This is a genomic window from Microcystis viridis FACHB-1342, assembly GCF_014698335.1.
Lineage (GTDB): Bacteria > Cyanobacteriota > Cyanobacteriia > Cyanobacteriales > Microcystaceae > Microcystis > Microcystis ichthyoblabe_A.
Map to the genome: position 1 here is coordinate 1 of NZ_JACJSV010000037.1, position 13,183 is coordinate 13,183.

Annotated in this window: 6 protein-coding genes; 2 read left to right on the forward strand and 4 right to left on the reverse strand. The window is 42.1% G+C overall.

The genetic code is table 11. The features are described from left to right. Positions 1-260: 260 nt before the first annotated feature. The 4 genes from H6G40_RS13235 to pdxA form a co-directional block, all read right to left on the reverse strand. Entirely contained in the window at positions 261-3,677 is a 3,417-nt protein-coding gene (locus H6G40_RS13235) for an Eco57I restriction-modification methylase domain-containing protein (RefSeq protein ID WP_069474311.1), read from the reverse strand. 749 nt (positions 3,678-4,426) lie between these two features. Then, complete coding sequence (locus H6G40_RS13240; RefSeq protein ID WP_069474312.1) at positions 4,427-7,756, reverse strand: helicase-related protein; 3,330 nt, start codon at positions 7,754-7,756, stop codon at positions 4,427-4,429. Positions 7,757-7,829: 73 nt separating this feature from the next. After that, the gene (locus tag H6G40_RS13245) at positions 7,830-9,194 is read right to left on the reverse strand and encodes an NAD-dependent succinate-semialdehyde dehydrogenase (protein ID WP_069474313.1); all 1,365 of its coding nucleotides are present in this window, start codon (positions 9,192-9,194) and stop codon (positions 7,830-7,832) included. A 23-nt stretch (positions 9,195-9,217) separates the two neighbouring features. Next, a complete protein-coding gene (gene pdxA, locus H6G40_RS13250) occupies positions 9,218-10,246 on the reverse strand; it encodes a 4-hydroxythreonine-4-phosphate dehydrogenase PdxA (protein ID WP_069474314.1) in 1,029 nt (342 codons plus the stop codon). A gap of 257 nt (positions 10,247-10,503) precedes the next feature. Here pdxA and H6G40_RS13255 point away from each other — a divergent pair, with 257 nt between their 5' ends. Both H6G40_RS13255 and corA read left to right on the forward strand, forming a co-directional pair. Next, positions 10,504-11,793 (forward strand): RNA-guided endonuclease InsQ/TnpB family protein, encoded by a 1,290-nt coding sequence (locus tag H6G40_RS13255; protein WP_069474315.1) that lies wholly within the window; start codon positions 10,504-10,506, stop codon positions 11,791-11,793. Positions 11,794-11,907: 114 nt separating this feature from the next. Continuing rightward, positions 11,908-13,065 (forward strand): magnesium/cobalt transporter CorA, encoded by a 1,158-nt coding sequence (gene corA / locus H6G40_RS13260; protein WP_002739000.1) that lies wholly within the window; start codon positions 11,908-11,910, stop codon positions 13,063-13,065. The last annotated feature ends 118 nt before the right edge of the window (positions 13,066-13,183 follow it).

Consider the following 13,183-nt stretch of genomic DNA (forward strand, 5'->3'; position numbering starts at 1 on the left):
CCCCGTTGGGGGCGTGGCGCCGCCCCCAAACCCCCCGCGCATTAGTTTTTCGGTGGGATGCTTACACGCGGCTGCTGATACATCTGTAATAATTTAAGAGTCACTCCACTTGCAAGAGTGACTCTCCTGATATGTAGCCTGTACTCAAGGGATTTATTCTGATTGAAGAATTGGCGTTATTTTAGCTTCTATTTTCCAGTCAAGGGACAGGTTTTGGGGTTTATGGGGTTTTAGTTCAATTTCCCCACTTCCTAATTCCCCTACAGGGTTTGGTAAGCTTTGAGGGTGGCAATTTTGACGCTTTCGGGGACGAGGGGAAAGGTAGTTAATATATGTTGAAATTCTGTTGGGGTTAATTCATACAAGTGGGCAACTATTGCATCTAATTTCGCTCTAATTTCGATTCTTTCTGCTTCTTCTGTTACTCCATTTTTATGGGAACCTATCCCCACTTCTTTCGCTAATTGCTCAAATTCTTCTGTAGTACAAATCAATTTTGCCGCATTTTCTACTATTTCCTGAAAGTATTTATCTCCCTCTTTTAGTCGGGGGATAGGGTTCTGATAAACATAAAAGAATGATAAATGAGATGTAACTTTATCTCGGATACTTCTATCAAAAACAAAACTATTAAAAATGGATAATAGATAACATTTTTCTTTTAAACTTATAGCTACTTGCTTCTCATTTTTTTCTAAACTTATTGTATTGCCACAAAATGAATTAGGAGGTAAAATTGTAGCTATCATAGTTCTAATATCCGTATTTCTAGCAACATCACGAAATCCTAAACGATAGGTTTGATAGTCCAAGATTTGACCTTTATCGACTTCACCGCGTTTTAATAAAGCTTGTCTTGCTTCCTTTTCATCTAACCAGTATTTCGGTAAAGCATACCGATGGGTGAATTGATGAATCATTTTTCCTTCGTAGAGAGGTAGTCTTCCTTCTGCGGGTTCAGTTTTAAATAAATAACTATCAGTAGTCATGTTAAATTCTGATGTTAACTTGAGATTCCATGTATCGGGAAGGGTTTCTCCTAGCATGGGAAAACGAGACATTTTTTCAGCGATATGAATATCTATATCTTGTTTAAATTCCATTACCGAGAGGGAATCGGGGGATAGTTTGCGGATTAAATCGACGCTAATTACTAAACTATCTTTATGGGGAAAACGTTGTAATTCCTCAACATCGTGACGCATAAACTCCACAGGAAAGGAAAGAGTTTGTTTATTTTTCTCAAAAGTTAGAATGACAAACTTAAAGCGACTATCTACACCTTCAAAAATTGTTTTACGATTTTCAAAACAAAATAATCCTGTCACATTTGTCTGAGAAAATAACATTTCTCGCAGTTGTTTGGTTCCTAAATCGGTATAAATTCCACTGGGAACAACTATTCCACATTCTCCCTGGGGATGGAGTAGATTAAAACATTGTTCTGTAAATAAACAATAAAGATTAATTTTCCTTGAAGCACTTTTGCCGTTAATTACAGAATTTTGATTTCGATATTGTTCGGACTTTTTAAAATAAGCACTAACATGGGGATAACCACTACAATATTCTAACCAAGCTTTTTGGATTTCTGGATTCTCTAAAAGTTTATCTCGCTGTTTGTTCCATGATTTTATATCAAGTTTGTTTTTCTGAATTAAACTATCATACTGCTGAAAAAATTCCTTTTCATCGGTTTGAAAGACTTCCCAAGGGGGATTGGTGATAATCACATCAAAACCACCTTTTTCTGTAATCAGTTTATCGAAGTGATAACCCCAGTGGAAGGGTTTCAGGGATTGCATATCAGAGAGAGTTAATAAACGTTTCTTTGCTTTTCCCGTTAATTGTGCGGATTCGTACTTAATTGACAACTTACCGCTAAACTCATCTAAGAGAATTTGGTTTAATTTCTGCACCGATTCGCGGTTGACATCCTCGATGTGGTTGCGTAACATCTGGAGACGGTTTTCTTGGGGGGTTCCCTCTACTTCTCCCAACCGAAAAGCGTGTTCTTTGTATAATTCAATACTACGATTTTTTTCTGCGAGAATTGCCTGATAATTTTGCGCGGTGAGGGTTTGCAGAATGTTTTCCTCTCCCATGAGATTAAAACTTTTTTCGTCCACGCGAATTAAACCGATGAGGGAATTTCCCGACATGATATTAAAATCAATATTCGGTAAGGGTTCCAATTCTGTCACCGATTGTGCGGCAGCAACTAAAGCGAGAAATAAACGCAGTTTCGCGATTTCCGTCGCTTCCTCCATGATATCGACACCGTAGAGATTATCGGAAATAATTCTTTTTTTGATGTAATATCCGAGGGAGGGATGGGATTTTCTTACCTCTGTTAACCACTGTTTTAATTTACTGTCTCCCCGTAGTTCAATTGTCCCAATCACCGCGCTATAAATTCCGATTAATGTCTTCATCGCAGCCACTAAAAAAGCACCGGAACCACAGGCAGGGTCTAAAATAGAAAGCTGGGGAAGAATATCTTCAATCAGAAGCTGACAGAGGGGAGAATCGAGATTAATTAGTAGTTCAGAAATACTGGCAAATTGTTTGCGGGGATAATGTTGATTACTTCTCTCGACAATCCATTTATTAATCGTCCTATCACAGAGATATTCAGTAATCTCCGGACGGGTATAGTAAGCACCGAAAGCTTTTTGGTTGATGTACTTTTCAAAGATATATCCCAAAACATCGGGGTTAATTTCGTCATCGCTTCCCCCCGGAGTGTCGTCAAGGTTCCAAGAGTAACGGGAGAATAAATCGAGGATATTCTCAAATGCTTGGTCATCAATACAAATGTTTTGATAAAGATTTTCGAGGGGATGTTGGAGAAATAATCCTCCGTTAAGATATTTGACTTTTCCCACCAATGCAGTTACTGTCTCATCTCGTTGGGATTCCGGTTGAGCGAATGCTTGGAAAAAGAGGGTTTGCAGAAACTGACGATAAAATAAATTTTTCCCGCGTCGTTGACTTGCTTGTAATTGGTTTTGCAGATAGTTGAAGTCGTTATCGATAAATCCCTTGCGCTGCAGGAAATAGACGAACATTAAACGATTGAGAATAACCGAAGTGTACCATTTTCGATCGCTTTCTCGATCAATTCCTTGGATAAAGGGGAGGAACTGTAAATGCTCTCGCTGAAATTCCTGATAAAATTTCTTGGTAATCTTTTCGATATCGAAACCTTTTTGTAAGCGATGGGCCACCTCCACCACGGAGGGTTCCCCATCTTCAAAATCGGTGATATCGAGGACTAATTCCGCTAGTTTACCGAGAAATAAATCTCCCGGTTGTCCTTTTATATAAAGATGGTCACGGATATAACTTTTACTTCCCTCTCTTTTTACCCAGTACCATAAACTGCGTGTCCGTCCCCCATCGACGAAAATTAGCAGATTTTCGGCAATTCTTTCGATAACTTGCTGGTGAATGTCCCGACGAAGTTTCGCATCGGGTATATCGGTAGTTGTCACCTCTAATACTGCTACTCCGGACACTTCCGCAATTCGTTGACAGGGATATTCTTGATTGTCAACGGTGATACTAACAGTTTTTTTTGCGCGAGGATGAGACCATCCCAATTCCTCGATAAACAGTTCCCCAAATTGGAAGTTAGATAATAAGTCACGAGTCCGGGAGAAGTTGAGGGACATATTAGACCTCTTGGAAAAATTAAAAATTGTTGTTAGGGTTAGGAGTCAAAAGGTTTGATCCCCCTAAATCCCCCTTGATAAGGGGGACTTGAATTGGTTAGATCCCCCTAAATCCCCCTTGATAAGGGGGACTTGATAAGGTTAGATCCCCCTAAATCCCCCTTGATAAGGGGGACTTGAATTGGTTAGATCCCCCTAAATCCCCCTTGATAAGGGGGACTTGAATTGGTTAGATCCTCCTAAATCCCCCTTGATAAGGGGGACTTGAATTGGTTAGATCCCCCTAAATCCCCCTTGATAAGGGGGACTTGAATTGGTTTGATCCCCCTAAATCCCCCTTGATAAGGGGGACTTGAATTGGGTTAGATCCCCCTAAATCCCCCTTGATAAGGGGGACTTGATAAGGTTAGATCCCCCTAAATCCCCCTTGATAAGGGGGACTTGATAAGGTTAGATCCCCCTAAATCCCCCTTGATAAGGGGGACTTGATAAGGTTAGATCCCCCTAAATCCCCCTTGATAAGGGGGACTTGATAAGGTTAGATCCCCCTAAATCCCCCTTGATAAGGGGGACTTGATAAGGTTAGATCCCCCTAAATCCCCCTTGATAAGGGGGACTTGATAAGGTTAGATCCCCCTAAATCCCCCTTGAATTGGGGGACTTGAATTGGTTAGATACCCCTAAATCCCCCTTGAATTGGGGGACTTGAATTGGTTAGATCCCCCTAAATCCCCCTTGATAAGGGGGACTTAAGAAGGTTGAAATAGACCCAGGGAACAAATAATCTGAGGTTCTTGGGTGGATTCTTGTGGGTGAACAATACAGAGACGGTCATCTTTATATAAAGATACCAGTAAGTCTGCCAATTGTCGGTCACTGATGCCGGTTCTTAAACCACGATTTAAGCGATCGAGAGCCGACTGTCTAAGGGGATAATGATACAATTGGTCGAGAGCCTTGCATAAATCCTCATGAGCAAATAGATCATCCTTACTATCTTGAGAATACCTTTTTAAGCGCTCATAGGTCTTAAATTTTGCTCCCGTCAATCGTCCCAATTTAGATCCGGAGTTGTTTTCCTCCTCCGCAATTAATTCTGTACCTTTTTGTACTAACTGATGGTGTTGGGGATGGGGGGGAATGGCCGGGGTTTGGGGATGACAGGCAGCGGACCGTAAAATAGTTAATTGGGATTGAGTCACACTATTTCCCTGCTTATCAATCCATGCTAAAGCATCATTCCCCCCGGCAGTTTTTAGATAAACCATGACTCCCTCCGGATGGGTTGCTGTCCCACTATGGCAACGGGTAGAATAAACCACCGGCGGCAGAGTCTCTATGGTATGTTTTAAACTAGGGTCAACTTCGATCGCATTTTTCCAAATTTGATACGCTTCCGAGGTTAAATCCACTTCTTGATCCTCCTCCTCATCGATAACCTCAGATTTTTCATGATACAGATCTAATAAAGTCTGGTTATCCATCTCCTCCTCAAAAAATACCTCATCGGTCCCCACCACGTCCGCATTCTCTCGCAGTCTTTGAGATAGTCTCGTCCGCAGTTTAATAATTCTCTCCACTCCCTCCGCAGGTAAAAAGGAATAACAGAGAATCTGACTTGCTTTTTGACCGATTCTATCTACCCTTCCGGCCCGTTGAATCAGGCGAATAATTGCCCAGGGTAGGTCATAATTAACGATAATGGCACAATCCTGTAAATTTAACCCTTCACTCAAGATATCCGTCGCAACCAAGACTCGTATTTCTTCCCCCACTTGCTGAGAATTACTGCGGGGACTAAAACGATGGACCATTTCCGCAGGATTAGCAGAGTTTCCCGTCACTCCCGCAATCTTATCCACTCCCCGATTTTGCAACTGAGTGACTAAATAACTGACTGTATCGGCAAATTGGCTAAAAATTAACACCTTTTCTTGGGGATGATTTTCCTCTAACAGCTGCCATAACTTCTCTAGCTTTTCGTCGGTCTCCGGCTGCCAGGTTCCACAGGTTTGCAACAATGCTATTAAAGCCAAGGCATCGGATTTTAGGTCTTTTTTCAATGCGGGTTTAAACACCTCGGGGTTAATCCACTGAAAGCGCTTGCGATAATCACCGCTATACTTTTGATACACTTGTTCGGCTCTTTTTTGATACTCTTTTTCTAATCCGGTTATCCCCCCAGTCTCCTCGGTTTCTATACTTTCATCTTCTCCCTGAGTGACTAAATCCTCATCCAGATAACGAGTGTCTAACAAAGCTGGATCCTGACTCCCGATGGGAAGGGGTAAATTCTTGGCCATGGCATGAAGGAAAATATAGTTACGGAGAATATGACGGTCAAGGGATTGCAGGAAAGCATACCCCCCACTCTCCAAACGTTTAAATAAATTCGTCCGACAAAAACCCATTAATCTTTTACCCGCACGGGATAGACTTTTTAAGATGGTTTCTTCCTCTCCTGTCCCTTGGCATCCTTTAATTAGATAATTTCCCAATCCGTAACGGGGTAACTTCAATCCGTTGAGAGTTATCACCACTGCTTCCGAATATAAACGCGCATAAACCGAGTCTTGTAGGTCAAACTTGATTGTCTTTAGTTGTCGTTGGGGAAGATAAACCCTCGACCCATCAGCAAATTTTAGATACCGACGACCCTGTTCGTCTTCTGTAGCATAATTATTTTTGATAAAACCGCGAGTCCGTCTAATCATATAGAGACGCATTAAGTCTCTCCAGTCGTCGGGAGAGTCACTTTTTTCAAAGGCTGCTAGGGACCTGACCGGAGATTGGTATCTGCGATTAAATTCGATTTCTCCTCCCAGAGATTCTAGTAGTCTTTCGGGACGAATTCCGAGATTAGTATCCTCTTGAATGAATAAACGCAGTTGATTGGACAGGTCACGATAGTTTTTATTGTAGGGAGTCGCAGTCAAGAGAATACAGCGACTTTCATTGGTGTTAATGTACTCCTGTATCACCCGATAACGTTTACCCTCCCGATTGCGTAGGTTATGACTTTCATCGATAATTACTACCCGATAGCGCCGCAGATTGGGTAATTCCTGCATAACCTGACTTAAGGGGATAATTTTCGCTCTTAATTTGTATTTATAGCTGTAATCCTCCCACATGGTTAGGAGATTTTTCGGACAAATAATTAAGATTTCTAAATCGTAGTCTTCCTGCAAAATATATGCTAGAATGGAAGCAATGCGCGTTTTTCCTAACCCCACCACGTCGCCAATTAATACCCCACCGCGTCTTTGCACATAACGAGCGGCAATTTTAATGGCCGATTTCTGAAAATCTAGTAAGTCTTGGTCAAACTGTCGGGGAATTTTGTATTCCGCTAAACCGGCTCTCGCTTCAAAGGAAAGATGGTAAGCTATTTTTAAATAGATATGATAGGGGGGAATAAGACTTTCCCTGGCCCAACTTTCGTTAATCACCTTGACAATATCCTCGGATATATCCCAACACCAAGCATCAAACCAACGATCATTAAACCACTTTTGTAATTTGGCACAAGCATCGTGGTCAAGGACATCAATATTTAATTCTCCCTGCTGTTGTAATCCCGCAAAAGTTAGATTACTACTACCCAAAAATCCCACCGTTGGGTTATTGACATCCTGTCGATGAATAAGGTATAATTTAGCATGGAGATTATAGCCCAAAAATAAGCGAATTACTAACTTACCCGATTGAATTTGTTTGGCCAACCGTTGCAAAGCTGCCTGATCTCGATTGCTAGGATTCCCCCAAGTTAATTGTTGGCAAAAATCCTGAACAATTTGTTTTCTTAAACGAGCGCAAGTAGCCTTATCTATATCATTTGAGCGCTTCAATAAAGACAGGGATTGCTGTAGTAATTCCTGGGGTGCTTGCTGCATACCAATCAGCAGACGACAACAGGACAAATCACCCCCGAGAAAGTGATCAATATAGGTATCAATGGACTGCCAACCGCGCAAATTAAAATAACCCACGCAAAAATCAGCGCGTTGGGATGCTAATAAACTTTCGCGTAAAATTGGCAATAAATGGGACTCAATATTATCAATAATACGCGGCATATTTTTATAAAAAGATTAAGTTAATATAAGGCTTTTCTAACTGATAACTGATAACTGATAACTGATAACTGAATTACTTAATCCAAACAGTTTTAACGTTGACAAATTCGCGAATACCTTCCACACTTAATTCCCGACCAAAACCGGAACGTTTAATCCCCCCAAAGGGTAAACGAGGATCGGATTTAACCATACCGTTAATAAACACACAACCGGCCTCAATTTCGGTAATTAAACGCTCAATTTCTGCGGGGTTATTCGTCCAAGCACTAGAACCCAAACCAAAGGGACTATCATTAGCTAAAGCGATCGCTTCCTCGATATTTTTGACTCGAAATAGTAAAGCCACCGGTCCAAAAAATTCCTCTTTTTCCCCCGGAGAACCGACAGGAATATCGGTTAAAATCGTCGGTAGATAGAAGTTACCTTTCCCCTCTAAACGTTGACCCCCCACAAGGACTTTACCACCCATAGCGACGGTTTTTTCCACCTGAGCGGCAATTTCCGAGACGATCGATAGCGTGGCCAAAGGACCGATATCAACAGTTTCATCGAGGGGATCACCAACTTTTAAAGCTTGGAATTTAGCCACTAATAACTGTTCAAATTGATCGGCGACAGTTTCCATAACAATAAACCGTTTGGCAGCGATACAAGTCTGACCATTATTTAACAATCTTGCCGTCACTGCCGTAGCCGCTGCCGCCTCGATATCGGCACTATCTAAAACGATAAAAGGATCACTACCTCCCAACTCCAAAACCACCTTTTTGATCTGTTTTCCTGCGGCGGCTGCTAAACTGATCCCCGCCGGTTCACTACCGGTTAAAGTGGCGGCTTTTACCCGTTCATCGTTAATTAAATCACTAACGCGATCGGCCCCGATCAAAAGAGTTTGAAAAGTGCCTTCGGGAAAACCAGCTTCTAATAAAATTCTTTCCACCGCTAAAGCTGATTGGGGAACATTAGAAGCGTGTTTGAGTAGGCCGACATTTCCCGCCATTAAAGCGGGAGCAGCAAAGCGAAATACTTGCCATAAAGGGAAATTCCAGGGCATAACCGCTAAAATTACCCCTAAAGGTTGATAACGGACAAAACTGCGACTAGCATCGGTGGCAATCAACACATCTTCCAGATAACCGGCGGCATTATCGGCATAAAAACGACAAACCAAGGCACATTTGAGGACTTCTGCGATCGCTGATTTGATTGGTTTCCCCATTTCTAGAGTCATGGTTTTAGCCAATGCTACTTGATCCCGTTCCAAAATATCCGCTGCTTGCCGTAACCACTGTCCTCGTTGACTGATGGGGATCTGGCGATACTGCTGAAAAGTTGTCTCAGCTAGGGCCAATTTCGCCGCCAATTCCTCCGAGGTTAGAGGGGTAAAAGTCTTGAGAATTTCGCCAGTGGCAGGGTTAACTGAAGCGATACCCATATCCAATTGTCTCCTATCGAGCGCTATATCTCTAGTTTAGTTCTCTGGTTGTACCGCTGCTGACATAATTCGATCGCTAATTGGATCGCCGCTTGCATACTCTGGGCCCTAGCGATGCCAAGGCCGGCGATATCAAAAGCCGTCCCGTGGTCTGGAGAGGTGCGAACAAAAGGTAAACCGATGGTAGTATTAACAGCACAGTCAAAAGCCATTAATTTCACGGGAATTAGACCCTGATCGTGGTATAATGCCAGATATGCGTCGGCGGTTTGCCCTGCACCGCTAAACCAAGCGCGTCCCGGTTCCACCCAAAGGGTATCGGGGGGGACAAGGCCGATTAATTGGGTTTGCGGGTATTTTTGTCCCATTGACTGCAACCAAGGCTGTAACCAGTCCTTTTCTTCCCTTCCCAGTTTTCCCGCTTCGCCACTGTGGGGATTAAGGCCGGATATGGCGATTTTGGGGCGATCGATGCCGAAATCTAGCTTTAAAGACTCGATCAATAGGTCTAGTTTTCGGGTCATCAGATCGGGGTTAAGAGCATCAGGAACTGCTCGCAGGGGGATGTGGGTAGTGGCGAGGAGAGTGCGTAAGTTATAGCCGGTGTGAGGGGATTTAGCGACGAATAGCATCCCATAACGGTTAATTCCCGCCATGGTAGCTAAAACCTCCGTTTGACCGGGGAAATCATAACCAGCCAACTGCCAACAGGATTTAGCGATCGGACCGGTGACAATACCGTCAAATTCGCCCTTGAGGGTGCGTTTTATGGCTTCTTGCAGGTAAAGAAAGCTAATTTCACCACTATGGGCATCCCCACGCCCGCAAACGATTTTTTCTTGATTGTAGGGCAAATCGATCAGAGAAAAGCGATCAAGAAGATGGGGATCGTGATAGGCTTTTTCGAGAAGCGTTCTGGTGCCGATTAGAGTAATCTGACAACCGGACGAGATTGGGGAATCGGCGATCGCTTTTAACACCACTTCAGGACCGATTCCGGCGGGATCACCGACGGGGATAACTAGACGGGGAATAAAAGAGGCGGATTCCATAAATTTTGGCCGTCAATATTGCTAATTCTCCCGATTAATCTCATCGTTGACAATTATCAGGAGGGAATAAATCAGTAAACAATCTTCAGTTTATCTAAAATGTCGGATGAATGCCCCCGCTAAATTTTTTGACAAGACATCAACCTTTGCGGGGGATGAAATCCGACCAGGATATTGACTGCGAAGCACGATTTTAATTCTACCATTTGTAGGTAAACTGTGTTATACTTAATTGATCCAGGGTCGAGGATTAATCAATGCTAGTCGTAGAAGCCAAGTTAAAAAACGGGACACCAGAACAATACCAAAGACTTGATGAAGCAATTAGAACATCTCAGTTTGTGCGTAACTCTTGTGTTCGTTATTGGATGGACAATAAGGGGACAACCCGGAATGATCTTCAAAAACTTTGTGCGATACTAGCTAACAATAAAGAGACACCATGGTTTAATAAATTAAACTCTCAAGCTCGTCAATCGGCTGCTGATAGAGCCTGGCAATCAATTAATAGGTTTTACCAGAATTGTCATGCTAAGATACCGGGGAAAAAGGGTTTTCCTCGGTTTAAAAAGCATAGCCGTTCGGTTGAGTATAAACTAACGGGTTACAAACTATCTGATGATAGACGTAAAATCAAGTTCACTGATGGTTTTAAAGCAGGAGAATTTGATTTATGGTGTAATCAAAAAACCTTAGTTTATTATTCAGAGCAACAGATTAAACGGGTAAGAGTTGTGAGACGTGCCGATGGTTATTATTGCCAGTTTTTGATTGACGTAGAACGGCAAGAATACCATAAACCAACGGGACAAATAACAGGAATTGACTTAGGGTTAAAGGAATTTTATACCGACGCTCAAGGCAATATAATAGTAGAGAATCCACGTTATTTAAGAAAGTCAGAAAAACGACTAAAAAAAGCACAACGACGATTATCCAAAAAGTTTCGTAAAGGAAAGAAACAGTCTAACAACTATCACAAGCAACGGATAAAAGTGGCTAGACTTCATCTTAAAGTATCAAGACAACGTAAAGACAAAGCAATTAAAGACGCTTTGGCGTTAGTCCAGTCTAATGATTTGGTAGTCTATGAAGCTTTAAAGGTAAGAAACTTAGTCAAAAACCGTAAACTTGCCAAGTCGATTAGTGATGCTTCTTGGTATCAATTCACTGAATGGTTGAATTATTTTGCCAAGATTTATCGGATTGTTTGTGTTGCTGTACCACCACATTTCACGACTCAAGATTGTTCAGTTTGTGGGACGAGAGTTCAAAAAACCTTAAGCACTAGAACTCATCAATGTCCCAATTGTCAAACAGTCTTAGATAGGGATCATAATGCAGCAATCAACATTCTTAAAAAAGGGTTGCAATATTTGGGAAATCATCTCAACGGTACTGTTGGGCAAACAGAAACTGACCCAAACGCCTTGGGAGAGTCCGACCTCTGGGTTTTCAGTGGAGACATTGAGAATCTAAGTTGTCTCGTTGAACAAGGAATTTCTAACAGCGATGTGGAAAGAATCCCCCGTCACAGCGTAGCTTGACGGTGGGAGTATGTCAATGTAATCTCATGGCGATAGATAGTAACTTTAGGCAAATTAAATTTTTTAACTTTTCTGTTTTCTTATTGCCCAAACTAGCCAGATTGTTGTAAGCTTATGACCCAACTACAACCCGATATATTCGTCAACAATCGTCCCGATACCGATGGAGACGAGGAAGAAGACTACTTCGATTATTTTTATGATGAACCGGGTAGTGAACCAGGGACATTAATTATCGAGCCGGATGCCAAACCCTCGCGGATTATTTTAATTGACTACGATGAAGATAACGCCGTTCGCAAGGTGGATATTACTCCCAATGCTTGCGCCCCCTATATTGGCACAAATACCGTGTCTTGGATGGATATTCAAGGGTTAGGGAGTGAGACGGTTTTAAAACAGGTGGGAGAAATTTTTAATCTGCATCCTTTGTTATTAGAAGATGTGGTTAATGTGCCGCAGCGTCCCAAGTTAGAGGACTATAACAATCAATTGTTAGTGATTTCTCAGATGGTGCGACTGAAAGAAGATGAAAGCGGTTTTGATACGGAACAGGTGAGTTTTGTACTAGGAAAACGCTATCTTTTAAGTTTTCAAGAGGAGGAATTACAGGACTGTTTTGAGATAGTCAGAGATCGAATTCGCACTTCCCAGGGACGAGTACGGAAATCGGGGGCGGATTATTTAACCTATTTATTATTAGACACGATTATCGATGGTTATTTTCCCGTGGTAGAACACTACGAAGATCGGATTGAGGCGTTGGAAGATATGATCATTAGTAATCCCGATCGAGATACAATGCAGGAAATCTATGATGTCCGTCGGGAATTATTGGCACTGCGTCGCTTAATTTGGCCGATGCGAAATGTCCTACATTTACTGATGCGTGACCATCATGGTATAGTCAGCGATGAAGTACAAATTTATTTTCGTGATTCCTACGACCACGTCATTCAAATTCTGGAAATTATCGAAGCTTATCGAGAATTAGCGGCGAGTTTGATGGATGTTTATATGTCCACTATGGGCAATAAATTAAACGAAATTATGAAGTTTTTAACCGTAATTTCGACGATTTTTATTCCCTTAACTTTTATCGTTGGTGTCTATGGCATGAACTTCGAGAATATGCCAGAATTAAAAGGAGAATGGAGTTATTTCCTTGTCTGGTTAGTCATGTTAGCCGTAGCGGGGGGCTTAATTTTCTACTTCTGGCGCAAAGGTTGGTTTAAACCAATTTATTCCCTGAAAGAGGAAGCAAAAACTTAGTTAACGAAGGCAGGAGTCAGGAGACTCCGAGACAGGAGACAGGAGATTATTTCTATTTATTCTTCCCACACCCCACACCCCACACCCCACCCCGACGACAAACTTTTTCAGCCAACCC

Bases quoted from the DNA above. Each gene is read 5' to 3' on its own strand.
- H6G40_RS13255 (WP_069474315.1), top strand. From the start codon at position 10,504: ATGCTAGTCGTAGAAGCCAAGTTAAAAAACGGGACACCAGAACAATAC.
- corA (WP_002739000.1), top strand. From the start codon at position 11,908: ATGACCCAACTACAACCCGATATATTCGTCAACAATCGTCCCGATACC.
- H6G40_RS13240 (WP_069474312.1), bottom strand. From the start codon at position 7,756: ATGCCGCGTATTATTGATAATATTGAGTCCCATTTATTGCCAATTTTA.
- H6G40_RS13235 (WP_069474311.1), bottom strand. From the start codon at position 3,677: ATGTCCCTCAACTTCTCCCGGACTCGTGACTTATTATCTAACTTCCAA.
- pdxA (WP_069474314.1), bottom strand. From the start codon at position 10,246: ATGGAATCCGCCTCTTTTATTCCCCGTCTAGTTATCCCCGTCGGTGAT.
- H6G40_RS13245 (WP_069474313.1), bottom strand. From the start codon at position 9,194: ATGGGTATCGCTTCAGTTAACCCTGCCACTGGCGAAATTCTCAAGACT.